Here is a 26,039-nt window from a genome sequence, read left to right on the forward strand (position 1 = left end):
CAAAAATAAGTTTATTAGTTTTTCTAGCGAGGTATGACTAGTATATTTGTATAAATAGCAAATTTTAAATATATACAAATGAAACACTCCATTACATTATTATTTTTGTCCCTAATTACGGTTTCCACACAAGCGCAATTTGGAAAAGTTCTTAAAAAAGGAAATGTAAACGCAGGAAAAAAACTAGTAAAAGCTGCAACTTTATCCGATGAAGATATGGCAGCATTATCCTTACAATCCGTTCTATGGATGGACGACAACAATCCTGTAGCTGGTCCCGGAGATCCTTATGGAGAACGTTTAAATAAATTGGTTAGCGGATTAGAAACAGCAGATGGTCTTACTTTAAACTTTAAAGTGTATTTGGTAGTAGATGTTAATGCTTTTGCAACACCAGATGGTAGTGTAAGAGTTATGGCTGGCTTAATGGATTTAATGACTGATGATGAAATCCTAAGCGTTATAGGGCATGAAATAGGGCATGTTAAATTAGGACACTCTAAAAAAAGATACCAATCTGCTTATGGTATTTCGGCGGCTAAAGATGTAGCTACTGCAAATACTGGAGCTGGAAAAATTTTGGCCGATGATGAAATAGGAAATTTTGTGGAAACGGTTGCTAATGCACAATTTTCACAAACCCATGAATCTGACTCTGATGCATATGGCTTTAAGTTCTTAGTTTCTAAGGGATACAATTACCATGCTATGGCAGGGGCCTTTCAAAAACTTGCAGATTTAAGTGGCAATGGTGGTAAAGGTTCAATCACTTCCTCGCATCCAGGTTCTGCTAAACGTACAGAACGTGCTAAAAAATGGGCTAAAGAGCAAGACGCAAAAAAATAAATCTCAATAACATAAAATTAAAAGTAAAAGGCAATGGTTTTAGACCATTACCTTTTACTTTTAACAAACACTAATTACCCTTGATAATGCAAGTTGCTCACTACTAGCCATAATAAATGATGTTACTTTTGTATTTTTAACAAATGAAATTTAAGGTAGTATCAGAGTTTAAACCAACAGGAGACCAACCACAAGCCATTAAACAATTAGTTAATGGCATTAATGAAAAAGAACAGTACCAAACCCTTTTAGGAGTTACTGGTTCTGGAAAAACTTTTACTGTAGCAAATGTTATAGAAACAGTACAAAAACCTACCTTAATTCTTGCCCACAATAAAACTCTTGCAGCGCAATTATATTCGGAATTTAAGCAGTTTTTTCCAGAAAATGCTGTGGAATATTTTGTGTCTTACTATGATTATTACCAACCAGAAGCATATATTCCTACTAGCGGAACTTATATAGAAAAAGACCTTTCTATTAACGAGGACATAGAAAAACTTAGACTAAGCACTACATCCTCCTTATTATCTGGTCGTAGAGATGTAATTGTAATTGCATCGGTATCTTGTTTATACGGTATTGGAAACCCTATTGAGTTTCAGAAGAATGTTATTTCTATAAAAAAAGACCAAGTTATTGCCAGAACAAAGTTCATGCACCAACTAGTCCAAAGTCTTTATTCACGTACAACAACTGACTTTAAAAATGGCAATTTTAGAGTAAAAGGAGATGTTATAGACGTTTTTCCTAGCTATGCCGACCATGCTTTTAGAATTCACTTTTTTGGTGATGAAATAGAAGAAATAGAAGCTTTTGACCCTTTTAATAATAATGTAATAGAGTTATACGAGAACCTAAATATATACCCTGCAAATATGTTTGTAACCTCACAAGATGTGTTACAAAACGCCATACACCAAATTCAAGAGGATATGGTTAAGCAAGTAGCGTACTTTAAAGAAATAGGAAAACACTTAGAAGCAAAACGTTTAGAAGAGCGCACAACGTTTGATCTAGAAATGATACGCGAACTTGGGTATTGCTCTGGAATAGAAAACTATTCACGTTATTTAGATGGCAGGCAACCTGGCACAAGACCTTTTTGCTTGTTAGATTACTTTCCCGATGATTTTTTAATGGTGGTTGATGAAAGTCATGTAACAATTCCTCAAGTACATGCTATGTATGGAGGAGACCGTTCTAGAAAAGAAAACTTAGTAGAATATGGCTTTAGATTACCTGCAGCTATGGATAATAGACCTTTAAAGTTCGAAGAATTTGAAATATTACAAGGACAGGTTCTTTACGTAAGTGCTACTCCTGCAGATTATGAATTAGAATTAAGCCAAGGGGTGGTTGTGGAGCAAGTAATTAGACCTACAGGCTTATTGGATCCAATAATTGAAGTACGCCCAAGTGAAAATCAAATTGATGACTTAATTGAAGAAATACAACAAAGAGTAGAAAAGGATGAACGTACTTTAGTAACTACACTTACTAAAAGAATGGCAGAAGAACTTGCAAAATACCTTACAAGAATAAATGTTAGGTGTAGATACATACATAGTGATGTAGATACTCTAGAAAGAGTAGAAATTATGCAAGACCTTAGAAAAGGGATTTTTGATGTGCTAATTGGGGTGAATTTATTACGTGAAGGATTAGACTTACCGGAGGTATCTTTAGTCGCAATTTTAGATGCAGATAAAGAAGGATTTTTACGTAGTCATAGATCCCTTACACAGACCATTGGAAGAGCAGCAAGAAACCTAAATGGACTTGCAATTATGTATGCAGATAAAATTACAAAAAGCATGCAAAAAACTATGAACGAAACTACTTACCGAAGAGAAAAACAAATTGCTTATAATCTAAAAAATAATGTAACACCAAAAGCATTAAATAAAAGTTTAGATAGTGCTCTTGCAAAAAATTCCGTCTCTACATATCACTTCCAAAAAGAAGAATTACGAGCTGCTGAACCTGACATGGATTATCTAACAAAAGAGCAAATTGAAAAATTGATAAAGGACAAAAGAAAGCAAATGGAAGCTGCCGCAAAAGAATTAGATTTTATGCAAGCTGCTAAACTAAGAGATGAAATAAAATTACTCCAAAAACAAAAATAAGTGTATATTTCAACTATAGTAAGGTGGTTTTTCTAAAAAACTTAAAAATCAAATAAAAACTTTACATAAAATAACATAAAATACTGGTTTAAAATATTTTAACATACATTTTTAGACAAGACTAAATTTGTAAAATAAACAATTTTAAGCTAAAAAAGAGCGTTTCAATTTCTTGAAACGCTCACAAATCAACCAACCAAAAAAATCACTTAAATATTCTACTCTTTAGCACAGAATAAAATGAAAAGTGAAAAATTATCATAAAGATATTTGCCTTTTCTCCTTTAGCAAAGCTTCTTCTTTTTTAGGTAAAACAAACTTTAAAATTCCATCTTCATAAGAAGCACTCACCTTCTCTTCTATGATAGAATCTGGTAAATTAAAAGCTCTTTTAAAAGCTAATTTTTTAAATTCTCTTTTAGTATATTTTCGATTAGAATGCTCTTTTTCACCTTCCTTTTTTTCTTCATTTGAAACAGAAACAGACAAAATATTCTTATCAATTTCTATTACAAATTCTTCTTTTTTTCTTCCAGGAATTAGCAATTCTATTTCAAAAAATTCATCACTTTCCGAGATATTAACAGGAGGTATTTTTGCTGCATGATTTTCAATTCCACCAAACCAATCTGGCTTAAAAATTTCATCTAATAAAGAAGGTAAAAACACTTCATTTCTTTTTGCTATATTCATAATTATATTTTTTTAAATTACACTTTATGTGATGTTAGAATAATAGTCAATATATATACCAATCACACATAAGTGACATTTTGTCTGTGTTGACGAAATAAAGTGTGCCATTTTGACACTTAGGATTATTTGCAATTTTACCCCTGTTCCGTAAATAATAAATAACACACAACCTTTGATTAGACATTTTATAATACCTTGCGCTAAAATTGAAATTACAGCATGACAAATAATGATATTTTTAAAAAGCTTAGGGTAGCTCTAATGCTTCGTGATGATAATATTGTAGATATATTAAAACTAGTAGATTTCAATATTTCGAAAAGCGAATTGGGTGCTTTCTTCAGAAACGAAGACCACCCCAAATATATGGAGTGCGGAGACCAAGTATTACGTAACTTTTTAAACGGACTAGTTATTCATCTAAGAGGCACAAAAGAAAACCCAAGAACACCAGCTGAAGCTTTAGCTAATGCTTTTAAACCAATTCCTAAAGCCCCTTCTTCTAACTCAAGAAGCAAAAGACCAGATTTTAAAGCGCAACAACTAAAAAACGCAAACAAAGATTTAAGTTCTACTAAATATAAAAACAAAAAAAAGTCCTGATTAATCAGGACTTTTATATAATCTAAAAATTTACTCTAACTCTCAATACGAACTGGGACTATATATAATCTTCCTTCTACATATTGCGCTAAAGCTACCTTCTTATAATTTAAACGACCTTTAACAAAACTCTCTATATTACTATTGTTAGTATCTACAGACAAAACTACAATCTCGCGATTTTTATTAATTGTAAAGCGAACTTGCGCTGTTGCATTAACCTCGCTTTCGGTTAAAACATTAGCCGTTAATAATTTTGAAATTTGAGTTTTTAAGGTTTTAGTTGGATTTACTCCGTTGAAATCGTTTGCTAAAATACTACCTGCAGAAAGTAACATTGCAGCTACTAATACTAAACTAATTTTTCTCATGACTTGTTTTTTTTGATTAAATGATTGATGTTATACTTAAAAGACGAGCGATAGTTACAAATTGTTACAGAAAAAAATACATTTTAACAAAAAATTAATCCTTTAAACCCTTGCCTATTCACTTCAAAATTGAAAATTAAATTATTAATAATCAATAATTTAACAAACACCACCACTTGGTGTTCAATAAATAACTAAAAAAGTTATCTATAAAAATAAGAAACAAAAAAAGGGCAATGATAAAATCATTGCCCTTTAAGAAAATTATAATTTTTACTAGCTTAAAACCGATTTTACTTTATCTGCAGCTTCTTGAAATTGTACCGCCGATTGAACCGCTAATCCAGAATTATCAATAATTTCTTTTGCTAACTCAGCATTAGTTCCCTGCAAACGAACAATGATAGGAACTTTAATTGCGTCTCCCATATTTTTATAAGCAGCCACAATACCTTCTGCAACCCTATCACAACGAACAATACCACCAAAAATATTAACCAATATTGCTTTTACTCCTGGATCCTTTAAAATAATTCTAAAAGCCTCTTCCACTCTTTTAGCATCTGCCGTTCCACCAACATCTAAAAAGTTAGCAGGTTCTCCTCCTGCCATTTTAATTAAATCCATAGTTGCCATGGCTAAACCAGCTCCGTTAACCATGCAACCCACATTACCATCTAAATCTACATAGTTAAGACCTAAAGCACCTGCCTCTACCTCAATAGCATTTTCTTCACGTAAATCACGCATTTCTGCATATTGCTTTCTTCTATATAAAGCATTATCATCTATAGATACTTTGGCATCTACAGCCATAATCTTATCATCTGAAGTTTTTAATACTGGATTAATCTCAAACATACTAGAATCACTCTCCACATACGCTTTATACAAAGAAGCAACGAATTTTGTCATTTCTTTGAAAGCAGTTCCAGATAGACCTAAATTAAAAGCAATTTTCCTTGCCTGAAAAGGTAATATACCTGTTGCCGGGTCTATTTCTTCTGTAAAGATTAAATGCGGCGTACTCTCCGCTACTTCCTCAATATCCATACCTCCTTCTGTAGAATACATAATCATATTTCTACCGGTACCACGATTTAACAAAACAGACATATAAAACTCACTAGTCTCACTATCGCCAGGATAATAAACATCCTCCGCAACTAAAACCTGATGTACTTTTTTTCCTTCTGCAGAAGTTTGCGGAGTAACAAGATTCATCCCTATTATATTTCCTGCAATTTCTTCTACTTCCTTTAAATTCTTTGCTAGCTTAACTCCGCCACCTTTACCACGACCACCTGCATGTACCTGAGCTTTAATTACGTGCCATCCGGTACCAGTTTCCGCCGTTAATTGTTTTGCAGCATCCACAGCCTCTTTTGCGTTATGCGCCACAACACCTCTTTGAATGCGTACGCCAAAACTTGCTAATATCTCTTTTCCTTGATATTCGTGAAGATTCATATATCTAGTTTCTTAATGTTTGGATGCAAAAATAGGAAACGAAAAGGTTTTAGCCTAATGAAAAAACAAAGCTAATTCCTTTTGAAAATTAAATCTCGCCAAAATCTAAAGGGTCAAAATTCTTAAAATGCCCGTTTAGCTCAATAGTTTTCTTTGTTCTATCCACTTCTTTTAAAACCTCTATCGTACCCAGCAGATGCGCCTTTATAAAAATTAGACGTTCTTCCTCTTTAGGCATTTGCAATAATTGATATTCTTGTTTAAAAGAAAGACCAATCTTATGAGCAAGAACATAACTATTAAATTTTCCTAATTCCAAAGGCTTAAATGCTACATTCATAAGGGCATATAGCTCTTGAATTCTCCCTATTACCTCTTTTTTTAAATCTAAATTAGAAACATAGTCCAAATCTATAAGAGAAACCTCTCCAGTAGGATATAACCTGCCATTTGCGGGAGACAGAAAATTATTCACAACAAAAACCTGCCTTGCAACACAAATTACATCCATCTCTCCACCTTCATAACTATTCACAACCTCCACTAACTGCACCTCTACCCCATAATTTATAACACCATCTAAATAAACTGGTATTCCAAAAGTAATTGCCTCTTCCCTACAATCTTCAATAAGCTGAATATACCGCCTTTCGAATACATGAAGTGGCACTGTTTCTCCCGGAAAGAAAATAGACTGTAAAGGAAACATTGGTAATCTCATAGTACTTATTTTTAATAAATATACCACCTAATCTACTTCTTAACAAACCAGCTCATTTTTATAAATTGTTATAAATAACACAATTTGTTGTATTTATTACCATTGCTGTTTTATTTTTTGCCCATCTTAAATTAGTATTCTAAATTCGTTTAAAATTATGACTAATTATGAAGCATTCAGACCTACTAAAAATCGCTAAGAAATTTGGCGACCCTGTTTATGTATATGATTCTGAAAAAATTATTTCCCAATTTCAGAGACTTACAAAAGCATTCAGTGGAGTTAACAAACTAAAATTAAATTACGCCTGTAAAGCACTTTCTAATGTAACTATTCTAAAACTAATGAATAGTTTAGGTAGCGGGCTAGATACGGTATCTATTCAAGAAGTAGAACTAGGGTTACTAGCTGGTTTTAAACCAGAATCTATTATATACACACCAAACGGTGTTTCTTTAGAAGAGATCGAGCAAGCAGCTAAACTGGGTGTTCGAATAAACATAGACAACTTATCTATACTTGAACAATTTGGTAGCAAACATCCAAATATTCCTGTTTGTATTCGTATTAACCCACATGTAATGGCAGGGGGAAACTCTAATATTTCTGTTGGACATATTGATTCTAAATTTGGAATAAGCATACATCAAATTCCGCATTTATTGCGCATTGTAGATCTTACCAAAATGAATATTAATGGTATTCACATGCATACAGGTAGTGATATTTTAGATATTGATGTTTTCCTATATGCGTCGGAAATACTTTTTGAAACTGCCAAGAATTTCAAAAACCTGGATTTTATAGATTTTGGTAGTGGTTTTAAAGTTCCTTATAAAGAGGGTGATATAGAAACTAACATTGAAGAACTTGGAAAAAAACTAAGTACTCGTTTTAACCAATTCTGTAAGGAATACGGAAAAGAATTAACCTTGGCATTTGAACCTGGAAAATTCTTAGTAAGTGAAGCTGGCTCCTTTTTAGCAAAAGTAAATGTAGTTAAACAAACCACATCTACAGTTTTCGCAAGTATCGATTCTGGTTTTAATCATTTAATAAGACCAATGTTGTACGGCTCTCATCATCAAATAGAAAACATTTCTAACCCAGAAGGACGAGAAAGATACTATTCTGTTGTTGGTTATATTTGTGAAACGGACACTTTTGCTAGCAATAGAAGAATAAACGAAATATCGGAAGGTGATATCCTTTGCTTTAAAAATGCAGGCGCCTATTGTTTTACCATGGCTAGTAATTACAATTCTAGATTTAGGCCGCCAGAAGTATTATGGCACAACGGCAAAGCGATTTTAATAAGAGAAAGAGAAACTTTTGATGATTTAATTAAAAACCAAGTAGATGTAAAAAACTTATTTTCACAACCTGTGGAAAAAAAGAAATTAAGTCCTCAAACTTAAGTAAACTAAAAAAAGCCTAAACAAATGTTTAGGCTTTTTTTTTATCCAAATAGACTTACCGTAAATTACTAATGCACTGTATAGGGCTAAAAACAAACTACTACAATACGCCATATAAAACTATTTTTCGCTAGAGAAATTCCTATTTCATAAGTGCTTACCACTATGCTAAACAAAATATTTAATGCATAAATTCGTTAGTTTTGTAATAGCAATTAGACTAATTAAAAAAAATACTCATGAAAATAAAAATTACAAATAAATATCTTTATCTAATTCTACTATGTTTTATTACCCTCACCTCTTCAGCACAAGAAGTAAACTGGCTGACTTGGGAAGAAGCTGCTAAATTAGCTGAAACAGAAAAAGAGCCTAAAAAAATATTTATTGATGTATATACAGATTGGTGCGGTTGGTGCAAAAAAATGGATAAAGACACTTTTCAAAATGCCGAGGTGGCAGCATATATGTCCAAAAACTATTATATGGTTAAATTGGATGGAGAAAGAAAAGAAGCTATCGAATTTAAAGGAAAAACTTTTAAATTTGTCCCTAGACCAGCTCCAAGTAGAGGATACCATGAATTTGCGGCAGCTTTAATGCAAGGAAAAGTAAACTACCCTACCACTATATTCTTGGATGAAAAAATGAATATGCTTTCTCCATTACCTGGCTATCAAAAACCAGAACCTTTCTTAAAAGTAGCTAAATACTTTGGCGAGAACATTCACAAAGACAAAAATTGGCAAGCTTACGAAGGCGAAGAAGGAAAATAAAAACACTATACTTATTAGATACAAAAAAAAAGAGCTGTTATATAACAGCTCTTTTTATATGCCTTTAATTCTATTTTTTATCTACTATAATTAGGAGATTCCTTAGTTATAGTAACGTCATGTGGATGACTTTCATTTATGCCACTTGCTGTAATTTTAACAAAGCGACCTGTATTTTGTAATGTCTCTACATCTTTTGCTCCGCAGTATCCCATACCCGCACGTAAACCACCTACAAACTGATGGATACTCTCGAATAATTCTCCTTTATAAGGAACACGACCAACAATACCCTCTGGTACTAATTTTTTAATATCATCTTCCACATCTTGGAAATAACGATCTTTACTACCCTGTTTCATAGCTTCTACAGAACCCATTCCTCGGTAAGATTTAAACTTACGACCTTCATAGATAATAGTTTCTCCCGGAGATTCTTTGGTTCCTGCCAATAAAGAACCTAACATTACTGTATCCGCACCTGCGGCAATTGCTTTAGGAATATCTCCCGTATAACGAATACCACCATCCGCAATAACTGGCACTCCACTACCTTTAATAGCCGCAGCAACTTCTAACACTGCCGAAAATTGAGGAAAACCAACACCTGCAACGACACGAGTAGTACATATAGAACCAGGCCCTATACCTACTTTAACAGCATCTGCACCCGCTTCTACCAAATATTTAGCAGCTTCACCAGTTGCTATATTCCCAACAATTACTTCTAGTTTTGGAAACTTCTTTTTTACAGATTTTAGTGCAGCAACAACAGTTTTAGTATGCCCATGAGCAGTATCTATAACCACAGCATCTACTCCAGCATTTACTAATGCCTCTGCCCTATCAACAACATCGGCAGTAACACCCAAAGCGGCTGCTACACGTAATCGACCATACTGATCCTTATTCGCTATAGGTTTTTGCGTAAGTTTAGTAATATCTCTAAAGGTTATTAAACCTACTAACTTATTATCTTTATCTACAACTGGTAATTTCTCTATTTTGTGTTCTTGTAAAATATCTTCAGCCTCAGCAAGTGACGTTCCCTCTGCTGCTGTTACCAAATTTTCTGAAGTCATAACTTCCGAAATAGGTCTATTATCATTCTTTTCAAAACGCAAATCACGATTGGTTACAATTCCTATGAGCTTTCCTTTATCATCTACTATGGGAATTCCTCCAATACTATGCTCCTTCATATTAGCTTTTGCATCACTAACCTTAGAATCTAACGGCATTGTTACTGGATCCAAAATCATTCCACTTTCTGCACGTTTTACTTTACGCACTTTGATCGCTTGCTGCTCAATGGTCATATTTTTATGAAGGACTCCTATACCTCCTTCTTGAGCCATAGCAATAGCCATACGTGATTCTGTTACGGTATCCATCGCTGCGGATACAATTGGAACATTAATGGTAATATTACGTGTAAATTTTGCTTTTATACTAACTTCTCTAGGAAGTACTTCGGAATAAGCAGGAACTAAGAGTACGTCATCATAAGTAAGACCTTCTCCAACAATTTTATCAAGATGTGCTTGCATAGCAATTAAGGATTAATTGCGTGCAAATATAGGTATTTTATTTCGGAAATATTTAAGCGTAGCGGTTAGACTTATAAAACAATTGAAAAAACACCATAAGGGAAGAAAATAGGAATGTTAAAGTCATTAGTATACCAGAGAAAATAACCACATATTTCATCCATCCAATTCCCGTCCAAAGAAAATAAATTCCTCCAAAAGTTAGCATAACCGATAGAAAAGGTTCTACCGTTAAAAACAATTTTATTTTTTTGGGAGCCTTAGTTAACCAAACTAATACTCCTAACAAAAAAAAGATAAGTGACATTGATAATACATGCGTATGCACTGTGGTTAACATTTCTCGTTCACTCTTTTTAAATTTCATTATCTCAGCATCTTCATCTTCTTCATTGCCCTGGTAATTTTCTTGTATCCCAGACGGTGTCCCTGCACTTGTTTCATTTACAAATAACAAGCCTGTATAAAAACCAACGGAAAGAATAATAACAAATGCTCCTATAAAGATTTTTACCTCTTTTGGTAATGACAATAAAAATCCATTGTACTGCATTCTATTAGTTCAACTTATAAATTGCACGAGTCTTTTTCGCCCAATTAATTAAAGCTTCTTTTTCTTCTTCGGTAATACTACCATGTGTCCAGGTATACTCCTTTAAAGGCATTTTGTTCTCTTCAACTTCCTCTATTAACTCATCTAATTTATGGTCTTTCTTTTTATCGCTATACGCGTTCCACTCGGTAAGATTAAAATGCTCATTACCTTCTTCTATATGATCTGCCATCCATAGTGAAATTGGAGATATTTTAGAGTACCAAGGGTATTCCGTTTTATTACTATGGCAGTCATAACAATTGTTTTTTAAAATAGCTACAACTTCTTTAGAAGGTTTTGTCTCTTTTTCAAAATTTGCAACATCTCTAAAATCTGCATTATTTAACTCTGGGCTAAAAAATTGCATTACTACAAGTACAATAAAGAATAGAACAAAGATTTTTTTGATATTTTTTTTCATAAGGATGTATATTTTTTATTATAGTTTAAATTGAAGTGTTGCATAAAAATTTCTCGGAGCAGAGGTTATAATTCCTGGTCCTGGATACCCTGTAGCTCGTCGAGTAAAATACGCTTTATCTAAAACATTATTTATACCAGTTTCTAGCTTAAAACTCTTATAACTATAGGATAACGAAAAATCTAAGACATTATACGCTGGAATCTCACCAATAACACCACTTAAATTACCCTCAACAGAATTAGATGCGTCTGTAAATTGCTGGGAAAGGTAAGTATATTGAATATTTGACAATAGGTTCTTATACCCGAATCTTATTCCTGTTTTAAAATTTAAATTAGGTATAAATTCCACTTTATTACCCTCTACTCCGTTCTCTTGCGATTTTGTATATTTTGAATCAATTACCGATGTATTTACAAAATAGTTAAAACTAAACTTATTACTATTAATAAATAGCTTATTCAAGTTAAAATCTATCAATGATTCTGCTCCATACATTACTGCGTCGCCAACATTTCCTCTCTCACTTTTAACACTACCATCATTAAGCACTTTTTGAATAAAACCAATTCTTTCTTTATAAAACAACCCAAAAAAACCAATATCATAGGATATCAAATTTTTATAATTACCCCTTACACCTAAATCCGTAGTAAACCCTTTTTCGTCATCAATATCTGGGCTAATGATAAAGGCAGGATTAACAATACTAATATCCGAAAAAGTTACCGATCTATAGTTCTGAGATATATTACCATAAACTTCTACATCTACTTTTGGCTTATATCCTATTCCAATTCCTAAAAGAGCAAAAGAACGCTCTCTTTTATCACTATCTTCAATGGTCTCATTTAAAATTACGTTACCTGCTGCATCTGTATTTATATTCTTAAAAAAACCGTCGCTTTCAGTTTTGATATATTCTAACCGAAAACCGGGAGTTAAGGACAACTTTTCAGACAAATACAAAATATTCTCTCCAAAAAGTGCTGCGTTTAAATTTGGGTATTCGTATTGGGATTGATTCGTGTAATTAGGATAATCTTGCAATTGAAAATTGAAGTTGGAGTCACTACCATTAGATCCAGGCCCTTGTTGTCCTGTATTATCTGCTTTATAAAATTTAGAGCCAATTAAAAATGTAGATTTCTTTTTAAAAATGTTGTAATTATGAAGAATCCGAGCTTCGAAACCAAAATTATTAAAATCTCCTTTTATCAGGTCTCTTTCCAATCCAGGATCAATCTGATCCACTCTATTTGTTCTAAACCCTAAAGCATCTCTCGAGGCGTTTAATCCAAAAAAGTTAAAAGTAAAGTTAGTCTTTTCCGAAAATTCATGAGATAGTTTTAAATTGTACAAAAGCCAATCTACATGAAACCAGTTACGAGATCTATTACTTTGATACGGATTAACCCTAAACATTTGATCATTTAAACCACCAGCTTGCTGAGCAACATAATTTAAATACGTAATTTCTCCTTCTAATTTACTTTTCTTAGAAATTTGATATCCTAAATGAACATACCCATTTTTTGACTCAAATTCAGAATTTGGCCTAAAACCATCTCCTTTTTTAAAATTAAAAAAAGCATAATAACTAAATTTTTTCTTTGTACCCCCTAAACTTGTAAAATTAGTATACAAGCCATTACTACCTATAGTGTTTCTAGTAATTAGTTCTATGGATTTGTTTGGGTTTGGCTCTTTCATTATAAAATTAACCAAACCACCAAATTGAGTTCCGTATTGCAAAGAAGCAGCTCCTCTAATTATCTGCACTTCTTTAAGGGCCTCTGCTGCAGGCGTATAATAACTTTCTGGATACCCTAAAACATCGGCGCTAATATCATATCCGTTTTGTCGCGTATTAAAATTTGCCGTTCTATTGGGATCCAATCCTCTTCCGCCAATATTAAGTTGCAAACCTGCGTCATCATTCTGATAAATATTTAAACCCGCTACCTGACTGTATATTTGTCTTGCATTATTAGAAGCTAAATTAGCCATAGATTGTTCCACTAATACAACTTCAGTTTTTTTACCAGCATATATAGAAGTTTCCTCTACATCTTTTAATCGTTTAATCTCAAAAACTTTAGCTTTTCTTGCTGTAACTTCTACTTCGGATAACTCTTCCCCCAAGGACTGTAGTGAAACACTTAACTCAGCATCTTTATTTACAACAAGGCTTTCTTCAAACACTTTAAAATTATAAGAAAAGAACACCAATGTAATGTTTTCTTTCTTAGTAACAAACTCGTAGTACCCATCTTTATTAGTTGTCGTTATTTTGCCCAAGGCTTTATCATACACCTCAACGTTTTCCAAAACCGAATTATCATTCTGAGAAACAATTACTCCCGATATTTTATATTGAGCACTTAAAGAAATACTACACATAAAAAACACAACTAATACTCTATAATCCTTTAATTTCATCATTAAATGGTAATATCCATTGCTTATGTTTAAACAACTCTTTTTCTTTATACAAATTTACTTCTTTATCTATAAATGGTTGACTTAATCTTCCATTTAATGCCACATAACAATCTACAAACACCTGTACATTTTCATACCCTTGTTTAGTAAAATGATTACCCAAAAAATGCGCATACTCCAAAATAAAATCTGGCTGAAAACTCATTTGTTTTTCTTGTAAAGGTGTTAAAAAGTCAGAATTATCCACATAGAAAAACTTTTTGGTTTCAGCATCTACGATTTTAAAGTTTGCAATTCCCATTTTCTCCATCAACATAACCCTCCATGAAAATCTATATCCCTCTTCAGTCCAAAACAACTCTCCAGGATACAATAGGTAACGCCAAGGAAATAACAATTGAAAAACTAGAAATAAACCAACAATAAATACTATACTTTTTTTATAAGGCTTAATTGCTTTTTTCCTATTTACAGAGATATTCGAGGTTAACAACAAATTATTTATAGGTTTTAATAACTTTTTAATTATGGTTATAATTTTGTTATGAAACTCACTATCAAAAAATATAATAGCACCTATAATCATAATATACGGGAACATTCCTATTGGAAATAAAACTCTTGTAAAAACATGAAAAAACACTACTAATACAAAAGCCAATATCCTTGTCCTTTTATAAAGCAACAAAAAAGGTATTAACAAATCGTAAAGCATACCGGACCAACTCATCGCAAAATGAAACCAATTTTCTTGCATTAATGTTTCCCCAAGAATTGGTAGGTCGTATTTAGACGGAAGCCATATTTTTAGGGGCATTGCCTTATATAACCAATCAGAATTAATTTTCGCCAAACCTGCATAAAAATAAACAATTCCCAATACCAATTTAAGAGAATCAACTGTCCATTTAGGAACTTTTTTATATTCCTTTTTTGCAATAATAGCATCTATTGAAAAAGACACATTAGCTGGCAAAAAACACATCAAAAAACTAGTAATACTTATAAAATAATAGTGATTTAAATAGGTAGTTTTATCCATTAACTCTATATAAGTAAAGCTTAGAAAAAACATTACAATAGACAATCTATATTTATACCCTATTGCAACAAAAAAAGCAGATATTCCGCACAGAAGGAAAAGTAAATAAGTATAATCTCCTATTGTCTTTACCCACTCAAAACCGAAATATTTAAAATGAAATTTAGGAGAAATATATAACGTTTCTATCCAGCCCTTAAGCCAAAATCTAACAATACTTAAACACATCATTATACCAAAACCAATACGAAAAACTACCAAAGAGGAACTAGAGACCTTCCTATTTAAATACGCATTAATTTCCATGAGTTTATCTTACACCTTATAATTAAACAAAAAAAGGTCGTCCATTAACCATATAGACAACCTTTTCAAATATATTTTCTAATAACTAATCTCCATCTGCATCCACATAGTCTACACTAATATTAAAGGCTTGCAACATATCCACCTTTAAAGAAACAACATTTAATTGCAAAGCATCATAGGCTTGAGTTACTTTAGTATTATCTGTGTTTATTTGATTATAAAAACTATCCTCTAAATCATTAATTTTTTGACGAGCAGTATTGAATTGACTATTCACAAGATTTCCTAAATTCTCCTTATTCAAACTCTGTAAATGAGAGTTATAGCCTTTATCCTCTGTGTTACCATTATATTTCTTACCGTTAAAAAAGTCTTGCGTTGCTTTCAAGGCTTCCAAAGCTAAAACTTTAGAAGCTTCTTTATTATATAAAGCCTCTACCCTATCTGGTAAAGGATTTGTTGAAAAGTTCCCCGCAGGTGTTCCAATTTTGTTTGCCCTAAGCCCTTTTTCATAGTAGAAAATAAAATCGTTTACTAATTTATTATAGGCACTTGAAGCCGTATTAGATGTACTACCTATAAAGGTAGTTCTATAGGATGACGTCCAATCATTTAATACTGTTTCCGTTAAATTTTTCATTTGAACTACTACATCAGACAAATATGTTTTGTAATTAGCAGCATCTGCATTTGTTGTATACTTAACAAGTATTTCTGCATCATCATTAACCCCTAAACCGTATAACATATAATCCAAAGCAGGAAAACCAACTGCATCATTATTATTAACATGTGTTAAATCATAATTTCCTGATGAAATATTTTCTTCTATATCCGCGGTATTTGTGGGATATATGTTCATTTGAAAATAATATAAAATTTCTTCGGCCTTACCAATGTTATGCATCTCTACATATTGCCATACTTTATAAGCTGCTAACCACGAAGTTCGTAAATTATCTAAATTCTCTTGATTTGGTGTAGCTATAAAAATATCTTTTTTTGAATTTAAATCCTCTAGCTTAGAATTTAAATCTTGAAGCGATGGTATAATTATGTTATCCGCTAAATTGATTAAGACAACCCCTCTATCAAAATTATCTTTACCTCCTCCTTCTGGTGAATCATCAGATGAAGAGGAACAAGAAACACCTAAAATTAGGACAATAATTACTGTAAAAAATCTTTTAACCATAACATGTAAATTATCTTTTTAAAACTAATCTGCAAAAATACTAAAAGTAGTTGTTATGCCGGCGCATAACAACTACTTAGTTTTTTAAACCGTTAACAGAGATTTCAAAGCTCTACTAACTAGTTTGCAGCTTGTGCTGATGTAAAACCAAATTCTGTTGCAATTTCGTCCGAAATAGAATCTAACGTTTCAGGAGTTACATCCCAAAAACCATTACCTTCCGTTAATTGCTCTAAAAAGGTATCCACTTCTGCCTTAGAAAAATATGCCTCTGTTGAATTTGGCTTGCGTGTAAACTGTAAGCTATAAACAAATCCATAACCCTCTGATAAATCATGAAATGCCGCTGCATTATCAATTCCTAATACGGACTTTCCTGACTGCAAGTAATGCGCCGCTCTTACTGCTACAACCTTAGATATATTTTCTCTAATAATTTCTGCTTGTTCATCACGAACTTTATAATCCTTTGCAACAATTGCCGCTCTTCCTAATTTAAATGCATTAAAAATCGTTGCTGCAATTCCTGCAAAATCTGAATCTCCTTCTACTCTAGATAAATATTTATTTAAAAAACCATCCGCACCTAATTCTGGTATGGCAGCATTATCCTCTGCTCCATATAAATAACCATAAGCTTCATCCCATTTATGCTCCATAGTAGTATAAGTAACACCATCTTTATCTGCAGTACCACTATCATTATTAACTCTATTATCACCTGCATCTAAAACGGAAGGACTTAGATAATTGTTCAACATTTGATCCACCATTAATCCACCTATTAAAGATTTAGCAAAAGCTTGGTTATATTCCAACCCTTTACCATTAATGTATCTTGTAGAACCCCCACCAGCTTCTTGCAATTGGCCGGCATTACCTGCTGTTGCAGTAACAGCCCAATTTGGAAAAACCTCTGTAACTTGACTAGCTATAAAACCATCAAAATCTGCTTTTATAGCGTTTGCTTCCGTTGAATTAGCTGAAAAATAATCTGAAGAAGCAGCTACTTTACTACGTATACTTTTTCCTGATGCGTTTAAATCTGAATCACTAAAATCCGAATCCCCTTCTACATGAGCAAACATTCCTTCTAACTCCATTTGAGTCTTTGCATTATCTTTTAATGCAGAGGCTAATTCTCCTGCCATTGCTATTCTGGTAGTCTGTCCTCCAAAACTAACGGTAGACTGACCATCTCTTTCAAAAGTATAATTTACAGGATTATTAATAATTATATCACCACCTCCGTCGTTATCATCAGAATCGCAAGAAACAAAAAGCATGCTTGTTATTGCAGTTAGGGTAATTAAGACTTTTTTCATTATTATATTAATTTAGACTTGTTTTAAATAATTTTCTTGTGCAAAAATAATCCCAAAATTGGAATACACAACAATTATTTGTAATAAATCTAAATAAACTTAACGAACAATAAATAAAATCAGGACAAACTACTATATATAAGCAACTTAAGTTTAATGATACGTTGAAAAAAGTTCACTAGCTTTGTTATATGCCGCTTCAAAAACCATCCAATTAACTCCTGTTTCTACTTTTTTAGCAGTAAAATAAGACAACACATGTTCTGTTGGCATATTCCCTGTAAGTTCATCTTTAGCCATAGGGCAGCCACCAAATCCTTGTACCGCTCCGTCAAATCTCTTGCACCCTGCATTGTAAGCCGCATTAACCTTCTCATGCCATTTGGTCGGTACCGTATGCAAATGCGCTCCAAACTCTATATTAGGGTATTTTGGGATTAGATTAGAAAAAAGATAATCGATTGTTTCGGCATCTGAAGAACCTACGGTATCCGAAAGTGATAAAATTTTAACCCCCATAGTAGATAATTTCTCTGTCCATTCCCCAACAATATCCACATTCCAAGGGTCTCCGTATGGATTTCCAAATCCCATACTTATATAAGTAACTACTTCTTTATTTGCTTTATCCGCAATATTCAATATCTCTTGTAATGTTTCTACAGATTGTGCAATTGTCTTATGCGTATTTCGCATTTGAAAATTTTCCGAAATAGAAAATGGATATCCTAAATACTGTATTTCTTTATGCTTAGATGCATCCGAAGCCCCCCTAACATTTGCTACTATAGAGAGTAGTTTACTAGTTGTTTTGGATAAATCTAAGCTACCTAAGACCTCGGCTGTATCTACCATTTGTGGAATTGCCTTAGGAGAAACAAAACTTCCAAAATCAATGGTATCAAAACCACAATTCAATAAAGATTGAATATATTTCACTTTCTTTTCCGTAGGAATAAAAGCTTTAATGCCTTGCATGGCATCTCTAGGACATTCGACTATTTTAACAGAATTAGACATTTATAAATTTAAGGTGCCTAAAATTACTACTATTTATCTGAAAATAATAAATAGATTGCTATAGCCAGAAAAACAATTATTTGTAGCCATTTTAAACCTACTACAGTAGATTTTTTTTTAGAAACAAATTCAGAAACAGCTCCTGAAAGAAATGCTAAAGCACTAAAAATTATTCCAGAAACCAACATAAAAACACCTCCTAACACATAAAATTGCACTACAGTACTCCATGTTGAACTAAATAAAAAACCTGGAAAAAATGCAAGAAAAAAAATAGTCACTTTCGGATTTAATACATTCATTATAAATCCTTGTTTAAAAAGTGCACCCATGGTTTTCTTAGGAACACTATGTACAGATAAACCAATTTTTGTATCACTAACAAAGACTTTATATGCCAAGTATAAAAGATATAGTGCTCCAAAAAGTTTAATCACAAAAAATAAGTTATCATTAGCTTTAATTATAGCCGAAATCCCAAAAGCAAGTAACGTTGTGTGTACTAAGCAACCAGAAATAAGACCAGCAACGGTTGCCAATCCATATTTTTTTCCATTGGTAACACTTTGCATAAGCACGTAAATATTATCCGGACCAGGAGATACAGCCAATACCGAAGTAGCAGCAACAAAACCAATTAAAACTTCTACATTCAATTTTTATTTTTTTTACAAATACATATCCAATTAAACCTAACTTCCTTTTTTTATAACTTACTCAGAAAACAAATAAAATCATCCAAAACTATAAAAACTTTTATTTGTATTTGCTCTTTAGTTTTAAGCTACCTCTCTTTCGTAAAAGAAACACTCCCTAATATGAAAATGGACAAACAAAAATAGATAGCGCTTTAAGACATGTTGTGCTTTTTAATACATCTGGCATAAAAATTAAAGAAATTAGCTCTTGCGAGTGGGGAATTAACAAAAGCCCAGAAGGTTTAAACAAAGTACACATTGTTTTTTCTTAACATTCAACAGTAGAGAAGATAAAGCTATTTATTTACCACACACTGATCACAAAGTTTTTAGAACTCTTTTACCCCCTATCCAGAGGATGTTTTGGTATTAGACTATTGGAGCAATGAATAGTACTACACTATACCTTTGTCCAATATAGCTTTATTAATTTGTTTTACTAATGCGGGTCCCTCGTAAATAAAGCCAGTCCATAATTGAATTAAATCTGCCCCTGCTTCTAATTTTTCAATAGCATCCTCAGCTGAATGAATTCCTCCCACCCCAATAATAGGAAATGCTTTATTACTTTTTTCAGCTAAGAAACGAATAACCTCCGTACTTCTTTTGGCTAAAGGTTTACCACTTAACCCTCCTTTTTCTTCCGTATCTACTAAGTCAGATTTTAGATTCTCTCTTGCAATAGTGGTATTCGTTGCTATTATTCCATCAATCTTTGTTACGGCAACAATATCAATAATATCTAACAATTGCGCATCGGTTAAATCTGGAGCAATTTTCAAAAGAATAGGTTTATTTACCCCATTCCTTTTCTTGGTATATTTTTCGTTTTGCGTTTTTAATTCTTTTAATAACGCTGTTAACGGCTTCTTATCTTGCAACTCTCTTAAGCCAGGTGTATTAGGCGAACTAACGTTAACAACAAAATAATCTACGTGATCAAAAAGAGCATCAAAACAAACTAAATAATCTTTTATAGCGTCCTCATTTGGTGTAATTTTATTTTTACCAATATTACCCCCAATAAGTACTTTATGTTCTTTTTTTAACTGCTCAACAGCTTCAAAAACTCCTTTATTATTAAACCCCATTCGGTTAATAATTGCTTTATCTGCTTTTAACCTAAACAATCTTTTTTTAGGGTTTCCGTCTTGCGGTTTTGGCGTTAGTGTTCCTATTTCTATAAAACCAAAACCAAAATTTGCTAATTCATTATACAAAGCAGCATTTTTATCAAAACCAGCAGCAAGTCCAACAGGATTTTCAAACTTTAAACCAAAAACTTCCCTTTCAAGCCTCTTATCTTTCACCAAAAACAGAGATCTATATATGCTTCCCAAACCAATTTTAGAGGTAAACTTTATTAGCTTAAAACTAATATGATGTACACGCTCAGGGTCTAACAAAAAAAATAATGGGCGAATTAAAATTTTATACATGTATTTGGAAAGATTTAATGCAAAAATACAAACTCAATTTGAGTAATATCCCCATACAAACCTCTTTTTTAATGTATGTTTAATATTTATCTAGGAGAAATACTATCGTTATATATTATAGGTTTAATCACTATTGGTTTCCTAATGGCCTCCCTACACAGCTCTAAATACCTATTATATTGTTTTTCATTAAAAATTTTTAAAAACTCTTTATCAGCGGCTCGGGATAAGTTCACCAAATTCTGTTCTAAAACAGAATACTTTTCCCCCAGTTTGGTTAATTCTTCTGGACTACTCTGTGGGTGTTTTTCTAAAAGTTTATCCATTTCATCTTGCGAAGCTTTTGCCTTTACCTTAAACTCTCCTTGCAACGCTTCTAACTTGGCTACTTGATTTGCATTTAACTGAAATACGGATGTCAAAACCTCCGTATTTCCTCCTCCAATATCCAAAGTACAATCTTGAGAAAACCCATAAAAAGAAATTAAAAACAAAACAATAACAACAACATCTTTCATAATTTTCATCTTATCTTTTTTATATAAAAATGACTTTAACCTACAATATACATTTGTTCCGACAGGTTTACCTTACACCCTACCCCAAAAAAACACCGTTAAATGTTGTTTTAAGCTAATACAATATTATAATTTATACTGTATAAACCCTATTTTTGACTAAAAAAAATAAGAATGCAGCAGCTTATCGACCGTTTTATAGGTTATGTTAAAATTGATACTCAAAGTAACCCTGAATCTAACACCACTCCAAGTACCGAAAAACAATGGAATTTAGCCTTAGAACTAGTTTCTGAGTTAAAACAAATTGGTCTAGAAGATGTTACTATAGATAATCATGCCTATATAATGGCTACACTACCTAGCAACATAGATAAACCCGTTCCTACCATTGGCTTTATTTCTCATTTTGATACTACTCCGGATTTTTCTGGAACTAATGTTAACCCACAAATTATAAAGAATTATGATGGAAAGGACATTGTATTAAATGCAGAACAAAATATAATTCTTTCTCCTGATTATTTTGAAGATTTACTTCTTTATAAAGGCCAAACTTTGATTACTACAGATGGGACCACTCTTTTAGGAGCTGATGATAAAGCAGGAATTGCCGAGATTATTACTGCAATGGAATACCTTATTAAACACCCCGAAATTAAACATGGAAAAATAAGGATTGCATTTACTCCAGATGAAGAAATAGGTAGAGGTGCGCATAAGTTTGATGTGGAAAAATTTGGCGCACAATGGGCATATACGATGGATGGAAGCCAAATTGGAGAATTAGAATATGAAAATTTTAATGCTGCGGGTGCTAAAATTACTATAAAAGGCAAAAGTGTGCATCCTGGATATGCTAAAGGCAAAATGGTAAATGCTATTAATATTGCCAATGAGTTTATGTCTATTCTACCAATGGAAGAAACTCCAGAGCATACAACAGGTAGAGAAGGTTTTTTTCATATTCATCATATGCAAGGTGAAATTGAGCACGCACAATTTGAATTAATTATACGCGATCATGATCGAAAAAAATTCGAAGAAAGAAAAGTCTTAGTTACCAAAATAGCTGAAAAATTAAATTCTATTCACGGAGACTGTATTTCTATTGATATCCAAGACCAGTATTATAACATGCGAGAAAAAGTAGAACCCGTTATGTATATCGTAGAAATTGCAAAAAGAGCAATGGAATCTATAGGTATAAAACCTATAATTAAACCAATCCGAGGAGGAACAGATGGTTCTCAACTTAGTTATATGGGACTGCCGTGCCCCAATATTTTTGCGGGCGGACATAATTTTCACGGAAAATACGAATACATTCCAGCGGAAAGTATGGTACAGGCAGTTGGTGTTATCGTAAAAATTTGCGAAATTACTGCTGCTAAAGCATAAAAATATGGAAACTTCCGAAAAATTAAAAGCTTATTTTTCCGAAGAACACGCTTTTAAAAAAGAAATTCAGGAGCTTCGTAAAATACTTTTATCTACCAATTTAAAAGAAACTTTTAAATGGAGCACACCTACTTACACTATAGATGACAAAAATGTTTTGTCAATTGGTAGGTTTAAAAATCATTACGGAATTTGGTTTTTTAATGGTGTCTTTTTAAGTGATCCAAATAAAGTCCTGCGTAATGCCCAAGAAGGCAAAACAAAAGCAATGCGACAATGGAAATTTTCATCAACGGATATAATAAATCCGGAAGTTGTTTTAGCTTATTGCAAAGAAGCTATTGCCAATGAAAAGAAAGGATTAAAACTTATCCCAACAAAAAAAGAGCCTACCGCTCTAGTAATTCCGGAGCTACTTACAAAAGCGCTAAAGAGCAATACAAAGACTCATAAATCCTTTATTTCTTTACCTCCCTACAAACAAAAAGAATACGCCGAGTATATTTCTTTAGCAAAACAAGAAAAAACTAAAATATCTAGATTAGAAAAAATTATTCCTTTAATAGAAAAAGGAATTGGCTTAAATGATAAATACCGAAATTGCTAGCCTAAAAAATTAAGTTAAAACCTTTAAATGAATACAAAACAGTATTACTTATTTTTTTTCACCTTACTAATATTTTCTTGTAAAGAAAAGAATACTACAACGGCAAATACGAATTACTGTCAAAACATTCAAAGAGATAGCTCTACATCCCTTTCTTCCGCATTAGAAGAAATACAGCCGCTTATGAAAAAAAAGACAGGAGTTTATGTTTTAGAAGATGGTGGCTCTGCAATGGTTACTAGAGCATGGCTATGCGAAAATGCTGAAAAAAGTATAGACATTCAATACTTTATATTTTCTACGGATAATATTGGCTTAATCGCTTGCGATTATCTAGTAAGAGCTGCGGATCGTGGAGTAAAAGTGCGCCTTTTAATAGATGACATTATGGTAGATGCTGGTTTCAATGATATTCTAACACTAGACTCTCATGAAAATATTGACATTAAAATTTACAACCCTGGCGTAAATTTAGGCAAGAATCTTTTTCAGAAAATTGGAAAATTTGCAACAGATTTTCGTTCTGCAAATCAAAGAATGCACAACAAAACATTTATTGTTGACGACCAAGTCGTTATAACAGGTGGTCGCAACATTGCAGATGAATACTTTGATTACGATCATGAATATAATTTTAGAGATAGAGATATCCTTCTTTTAGGTAAAGAAACCAAAAAAGCAAATGCTTCTTTTGCTACTTTTTGGGAAAGCAACTTAAGTATTTCTGCATCGAAATTAGTAAAGGAATTACCAAAAAACATAGCGGATACTAATCGTTTTTCTAAGCTGCACGAATATGCTTGCAACCCCGAAAATTTTTGGCCGCAGGTACGTTCTAAAATTAAAAAACTACCACAAACATTTAAGGATTTAAAAAAATCTGATAATTTAGTTTGGACAGATTCTATTTCCTTTGTTTCTGATTTTCCAGGCAAAAACGATGGTGAAAGTGGTCTTGGAGGAGGAGGAATCACTACAAGTAAGCTTATAAAGCTGGTAAAAAAAGCTAAATCAACTGTGGATATACAAACCCCATATTTAATAACATCTGAACTTAGTAAAAACCTATTTAAAGAAGCTGTTAAACGTGGTGTAAAAGTTAGAATCCTTACAAACAGCTTAGCTTCGACTGATAACGTAGAGGCTTTTAGCAGCTACCAAACAGACCGCAAAGAGTTGCTACAAACAGGAATACGTATTTTCGAATTTAGACCAGATGCTGCTGAACGTGTAAAAATAATGACGGGAGAACTACAAGAAGAATTAGACTATAAACCTATTTTCGGTTTGCACGCAAAATCTATGGTTATAGATGGCAAAACTACTGTTATTGGTACCTTTAATTTGGATCCGAGAAGTGCTAATTTAAATACAGAGTGCATTACTATTATTCATTCTAAAAAGATAGCAGATAATGTATTAAAAGGCATGGAAGAAGAGTTTAAGCCAGAAAACTCTTGGGAAACCACATTAAACTTTAATCCAGATTCTAAAGTAAGTGTTTATAAAAGAGTTAAAACATGGACAAGAAAAGTACTACCGAAAGATATTTTATAGATATCTATGTAATCTTAAAACAAAAAAAAACATCAACATAAAGTCGATGTTTTTTTGTTTTTATACAATTATATTACTGTTATTTCTTTTCTACAACAGGAGTATTTAATTTTTTACTCATTTCCGCAGAAATAGCAGAACGATCAAATTTTAATTTTCCAGCCATTGTTTCTATAACTACGGAAGAATCTTTACTATTTAAGTCTACCACCTTACCGTGCAATCCACTTCTTGTTACTATACGGTCTCCTCTTTTTAATTCTTCGGCAAATTTACGCTCATCTTTCTGTCTTTTCATTTGCGGTCGTATCATAAAAAAATATGCTACAACAAAAATTAAAATCATTGGAAGAAACTGTCCTATATCACCCATGGGTATGTATTTAAATAATTAGTTATTCTTAATGTGCTGTTGGGCCAACTGGAGCTCCGTCTTTTGGATTTACAAAAGCCTTAATACGCAAAATCTCCGATTTCTTTTCGGTATTTGCTGTAACTGTAATCGTTTTTGTTACTTGGTTTTGTCCAGAACCATTAAACTTTACCGTCATTTTCCCCGAATCACCAGGAGCAATTGGCGTATTTTTAGGGTATTCAGGAATAGTACACCCACAACTGCTTTTTGCATCTGTTATAATTAAAGGTCCTGTACCCGTATTGGTAAAAGTAAAAACCGTTTCTTGTGGCGTACCTTGGATAATAGAACCAAAATCGTGTTCTGATTTATCAAAAGACATGATAGGCAATGCTTTTGCTGCCTCATCTCTTTCTGCTGCAATAGCAACATTTTCAGATTTAATTTTATTAGATGCTTTCTCTTTACATGAAATAAATGCAACTACAGAAAACATAGCTGCTATTAGTACTGTTTTTTTCATTGT

The 26,039-nt window shown here is 32.6% G+C and carries 25 protein-coding genes; 8 read left to right on the forward strand and 17 right to left on the reverse strand.

Going from position 1 to position 26,039, the window contains the following annotated elements:
• Nucleotides 1-78 precede the first annotated feature (78 nt).
• Complete coding sequence (locus tag Q0856_RS00060) at nt 79-846, forward strand: M48 family metallopeptidase (protein WP_298501486.1); 768 nt, start codon at nt 79-81, stop codon at nt 844-846.
• A 143-nt stretch (nt 847-989) separates the two neighbouring features.
• Nucleotides 990-2,978, forward strand: coding sequence for an excinuclease ABC subunit UvrB (gene uvrB, locus Q0856_RS00065; RefSeq protein ID WP_298501488.1), 1,989 nt, complete (start codon nt 990-992; stop codon nt 2,976-2,978).
• A 258-nt stretch (nt 2,979-3,236) separates the two neighbouring features.
• Here the strand turns inward: uvrB and Q0856_RS00070 are convergent, their stop codons facing one another.
• Nucleotides 3,237-3,671 (reverse strand): Hsp20/alpha crystallin family protein, encoded by a 435-nt coding sequence (locus Q0856_RS00070; protein WP_298501490.1) that lies wholly within the window; start codon nt 3,669-3,671, stop codon nt 3,237-3,239.
• A gap of 222 nt (nt 3,672-3,893) precedes the next feature.
• On the opposite strand from Q0856_RS00070, the gene Q0856_RS00075 reads away from it, so the two are divergent.
• A complete protein-coding gene (locus tag Q0856_RS00075; RefSeq protein ID WP_298501492.1) occupies nt 3,894-4,277 on the forward strand; it encodes a DUF1456 family protein in 384 nt (127 codons plus the stop codon).
• Nucleotides 4,278-4,312: 35 nt separating this feature from the next.
• Here Q0856_RS00075 and Q0856_RS00080 read toward each other — a convergent pair whose 3' ends face one another.
• From Q0856_RS00080 to Q0856_RS00090, 3 genes are all read right to left on the reverse strand, one after another.
• The gene (locus tag Q0856_RS00080; RefSeq protein ID WP_298501494.1) at nt 4,313-4,648 is read right to left on the reverse strand and encodes a hypothetical protein; all 336 of its coding nucleotides are present in this window, start codon (nt 4,646-4,648) and stop codon (nt 4,313-4,315) included.
• A 276-nt stretch (nt 4,649-4,924) separates the two neighbouring features.
• Complete coding sequence (gene sucC / locus Q0856_RS00085) at nt 4,925-6,118, reverse strand: ADP-forming succinate--CoA ligase subunit beta (RefSeq protein ID WP_298472684.1); 1,194 nt, start codon at nt 6,116-6,118, stop codon at nt 4,925-4,927.
• An 88-nt stretch (nt 6,119-6,206) separates the two neighbouring features.
• Nucleotides 6,207-6,839 carry an LON peptidase substrate-binding domain-containing protein gene (locus Q0856_RS00090; RefSeq protein WP_298501496.1) on the reverse strand — a complete coding sequence of 211 codons (633 nt, stop codon included), beginning with the start codon at nt 6,837-6,839 and terminating at the stop codon, nt 6,207-6,209.
• 167 nt (nt 6,840-7,006) lie between these two features.
• On the opposite strand from Q0856_RS00090, the gene lysA reads away from it, so the two are divergent.
• Nucleotides 7,007-8,257, forward strand: coding sequence for a diaminopimelate decarboxylase (lysA, locus tag Q0856_RS00095; RefSeq protein WP_298472690.1), 1,251 nt, complete (start codon nt 7,007-7,009; stop codon nt 8,255-8,257).
• Nucleotides 8,258-8,496: 239 nt separating this feature from the next.
• Nucleotides 8,497-9,033, forward strand: a complete 537-nt coding sequence (locus tag Q0856_RS00100) for a DUF255 domain-containing protein (RefSeq protein WP_298472692.1) — start codon at nt 8,497-8,499, stop codon at nt 9,031-9,033.
• Nucleotides 9,034-9,110: 77 nt separating this feature from the next.
• Here Q0856_RS00100 and guaB read toward each other — a convergent pair whose 3' ends face one another.
• The 11 genes from guaB to Q0856_RS00155 form a co-directional block, all read right to left on the reverse strand.
• Nucleotides 9,111-10,583 carry an IMP dehydrogenase gene (gene guaB / locus Q0856_RS00105; protein WP_298472693.1) on the reverse strand — a complete coding sequence of 491 codons (1,473 nt, stop codon included), beginning with the start codon at nt 10,581-10,583 and terminating at the stop codon, nt 9,111-9,113.
• Between the two features lie 52 nt (nt 10,584-10,635).
• Nucleotides 10,636-11,136 (reverse strand): hypothetical protein, encoded by a 501-nt coding sequence (locus tag Q0856_RS00110; protein WP_298501499.1) that lies wholly within the window; start codon nt 11,134-11,136, stop codon nt 10,636-10,638.
• A gap of 4 nt (nt 11,137-11,140) precedes the next feature.
• Entirely contained in the window at nt 11,141-11,599 is a 459-nt protein-coding gene (locus Q0856_RS00115) for a heme-binding domain-containing protein (RefSeq protein WP_298501501.1), read from the reverse strand.
• Nucleotides 11,600-11,617: 18 nt separating this feature from the next.
• On the reverse strand, nt 11,618-14,044 hold the full coding sequence (locus tag Q0856_RS00120; protein WP_298503015.1) for a TonB-dependent receptor: 2,427 nt from the start codon (nt 14,042-14,044) through the stop codon (nt 11,618-11,620).
• Entirely contained in the window at nt 14,025-15,395 is a 1,371-nt protein-coding gene (locus tag Q0856_RS00125) for an HTTM domain-containing protein (RefSeq protein WP_298501503.1), read from the reverse strand. The genes Q0856_RS00120 and Q0856_RS00125 overlap by 20 nt, the downstream gene beginning before the upstream one ends.
• An 85-nt stretch (nt 15,396-15,480) precedes the next feature.
• On the reverse strand, nt 15,481-16,593 hold the full coding sequence (locus Q0856_RS00130) for an imelysin family protein (RefSeq protein WP_298501505.1): 1,113 nt from the start codon (nt 16,591-16,593) through the stop codon (nt 15,481-15,483).
• A 119-nt stretch (nt 16,594-16,712) separates the two neighbouring features.
• Complete coding sequence (locus Q0856_RS00135; RefSeq protein WP_298501507.1) at nt 16,713-17,918, reverse strand: DUF4856 domain-containing protein; 1,206 nt, start codon at nt 17,916-17,918, stop codon at nt 16,713-16,715.
• Between the two features lie 153 nt (nt 17,919-18,071).
• Nucleotides 18,072-18,938 (reverse strand): hydroxymethylglutaryl-CoA lyase, encoded by an 867-nt coding sequence (locus tag Q0856_RS00140; protein ID WP_298501509.1) that lies wholly within the window; start codon nt 18,936-18,938, stop codon nt 18,072-18,074.
• A 29-nt stretch (nt 18,939-18,967) separates the two neighbouring features.
• The gene (locus tag Q0856_RS00145; protein ID WP_298501511.1) at nt 18,968-19,594 is read right to left on the reverse strand and encodes a LysE family translocator; all 627 of its coding nucleotides are present in this window, start codon (nt 19,592-19,594) and stop codon (nt 18,968-18,970) included.
• A gap of 437 nt (nt 19,595-20,031) precedes the next feature.
• On the reverse strand, nt 20,032-21,075 hold the full coding sequence (locus Q0856_RS00150; RefSeq protein WP_298472710.1) for a quinone-dependent dihydroorotate dehydrogenase: 1,044 nt from the start codon (nt 21,073-21,075) through the stop codon (nt 20,032-20,034).
• 86 nt (nt 21,076-21,161) lie between these two features.
• Nucleotides 21,162-21,602 (reverse strand): hypothetical protein, encoded by a 441-nt coding sequence (locus Q0856_RS00155; RefSeq protein ID WP_298501512.1) that lies wholly within the window; start codon nt 21,600-21,602, stop codon nt 21,162-21,164.
• Between the two features lie 165 nt (nt 21,603-21,767).
• Between Q0856_RS00155 and pepT the strand changes: the two genes are divergently transcribed.
• The 3 genes from pepT to Q0856_RS00170 are packed head-to-tail and all read left to right on the forward strand — an operon-like array spanning nt 21,768 to nt 25,158.
• The gene (pepT, locus tag Q0856_RS00160) at nt 21,768-22,994 is read left to right on the forward strand and encodes a peptidase T (RefSeq protein ID WP_298472717.1); all 1,227 of its coding nucleotides are present in this window, start codon (nt 21,768-21,770) and stop codon (nt 22,992-22,994) included.
• 4 nt (nt 22,995-22,998) lie between these two features.
• A complete protein-coding gene (locus Q0856_RS00165; RefSeq protein WP_298501515.1) occupies nt 22,999-23,601 on the forward strand; it encodes a DUF1801 domain-containing protein in 603 nt (200 codons plus the stop codon).
• Nucleotides 23,602-23,628: 27 nt separating this feature from the next.
• Nucleotides 23,629-25,158 (forward strand): phospholipase D family protein, encoded by a 1,530-nt coding sequence (locus tag Q0856_RS00170; protein ID WP_298501518.1) that lies wholly within the window; start codon nt 23,629-23,631, stop codon nt 25,156-25,158.
• 79 nt (nt 25,159-25,237) lie between these two features.
• Here the strand turns inward: Q0856_RS00170 and yajC are convergent, their stop codons facing one another.
• Nucleotides 25,238-25,531 carry a preprotein translocase subunit YajC gene (gene yajC / locus Q0856_RS00175; protein ID WP_298472723.1) on the reverse strand — a complete coding sequence of 98 codons (294 nt, stop codon included), beginning with the start codon at nt 25,529-25,531 and terminating at the stop codon, nt 25,238-25,240.
• Between the two features lie 28 nt (nt 25,532-25,559).
• Nucleotides 25,560-26,036 carry a DUF1573 domain-containing protein gene (locus tag Q0856_RS00180; protein WP_298501520.1) on the reverse strand — a complete coding sequence of 159 codons (477 nt, stop codon included), beginning with the start codon at nt 26,034-26,036 and terminating at the stop codon, nt 25,560-25,562.
• Nucleotides 26,037-26,039 lie beyond the last annotated feature (3 nt).

Source organism: uncultured Maribacter sp., from assembly GCF_947496775.1.
Classification (GTDB): Bacteria; Bacteroidota; Bacteroidia; order Flavobacteriales; family Flavobacteriaceae; genus Maribacter_B.

Coding starts and splice junctions, on each gene's coding strand:
- guaB (WP_298472693.1), bottom strand. CDS start 10,583: ATGCAAGCACATCTTGATAAAATTGTTGGAGAAGGTCTTACTTATGAT.
- Q0856_RS00080 (WP_298501494.1), bottom strand. CDS start 4,648: ATGAGAAAAATTAGTTTAGTATTAGTAGCTGCAATGTTACTTTCTGCA.
- yajC (WP_298472723.1), bottom strand. CDS start 25,531: ATGGGTGATATAGGACAGTTTCTTCCAATGATTTTAATTTTTGTTGTA.
- Q0856_RS00170 (WP_298501518.1), top strand. CDS start 23,629: ATGAATACAAAACAGTATTACTTATTTTTTTTCACCTTACTAATATTT.
- Q0856_RS00110 (WP_298501499.1), bottom strand. CDS start 11,136: ATGCAGTACAATGGATTTTTATTGTCATTACCAAAAGAGGTAAAAATC.
- Q0856_RS00165 (WP_298501515.1), top strand. CDS start 22,999: ATGGAAACTTCCGAAAAATTAAAAGCTTATTTTTCCGAAGAACACGCT.
- Q0856_RS00150 (WP_298472710.1), bottom strand. CDS start 21,075: ATGTATAAAATTTTAATTCGCCCATTATTTTTTTTGTTAGACCCTGAG.
- Q0856_RS00100 (WP_298472692.1), top strand. CDS start 8,497: ATGAAAATAAAAATTACAAATAAATATCTTTATCTAATTCTACTATGT.
- pepT (WP_298472717.1), top strand. CDS start 21,768: ATGCAGCAGCTTATCGACCGTTTTATAGGTTATGTTAAAATTGATACT.
- sucC (WP_298472684.1), bottom strand. CDS start 6,118: ATGAATCTTCACGAATATCAAGGAAAAGAGATATTAGCAAGTTTTGGC.
- Q0856_RS00060 (WP_298501486.1), top strand. CDS start 79: ATGAAACACTCCATTACATTATTATTTTTGTCCCTAATTACGGTTTCC.
- Q0856_RS00180 (WP_298501520.1), bottom strand. CDS start 26,036: ATGAAAAAAACAGTACTAATAGCAGCTATGTTTTCTGTAGTTGCATTT.
- Q0856_RS00075 (WP_298501492.1), top strand. CDS start 3,894: ATGACAAATAATGATATTTTTAAAAAGCTTAGGGTAGCTCTAATGCTT.
- Q0856_RS00115 (WP_298501501.1), bottom strand. CDS start 11,599: ATGAAAAAAAATATCAAAAAAATCTTTGTTCTATTCTTTATTGTACTT.
- lysA (WP_298472690.1), top strand. CDS start 7,007: ATGAAGCATTCAGACCTACTAAAAATCGCTAAGAAATTTGGCGACCCT.
- Q0856_RS00120 (WP_298503015.1), bottom strand. CDS start 14,044: ATGAAATTAAAGGATTATAGAGTATTAGTTGTGTTTTTTATGTGTAGT.
- Q0856_RS00135 (WP_298501507.1), bottom strand. CDS start 17,918: ATGAAAAAAGTCTTAATTACCCTAACTGCAATAACAAGCATGCTTTTT.
- Q0856_RS00130 (WP_298501505.1), bottom strand. CDS start 16,593: ATGGTTAAAAGATTTTTTACAGTAATTATTGTCCTAATTTTAGGTGTT.
- Q0856_RS00155 (WP_298501512.1), bottom strand. CDS start 21,602: ATGAAAATTATGAAAGATGTTGTTGTTATTGTTTTGTTTTTAATTTCT.
- Q0856_RS00140 (WP_298501509.1), bottom strand. CDS start 18,938: ATGTCTAATTCTGTTAAAATAGTCGAATGTCCTAGAGATGCCATGCAA.
- uvrB (WP_298501488.1), top strand. CDS start 990: ATGAAATTTAAGGTAGTATCAGAGTTTAAACCAACAGGAGACCAACCA.
- Q0856_RS00090 (WP_298501496.1), bottom strand. CDS start 6,839: ATGAGATTACCAATGTTTCCTTTACAGTCTATTTTCTTTCCGGGAGAA.
- Q0856_RS00070 (WP_298501490.1), bottom strand. CDS start 3,671: ATGAATATAGCAAAAAGAAATGAAGTGTTTTTACCTTCTTTATTAGAT.
- Q0856_RS00125 (WP_298501503.1), bottom strand. CDS start 15,395: ATGGAAATTAATGCGTATTTAAATAGGAAGGTCTCTAGTTCCTCTTTG.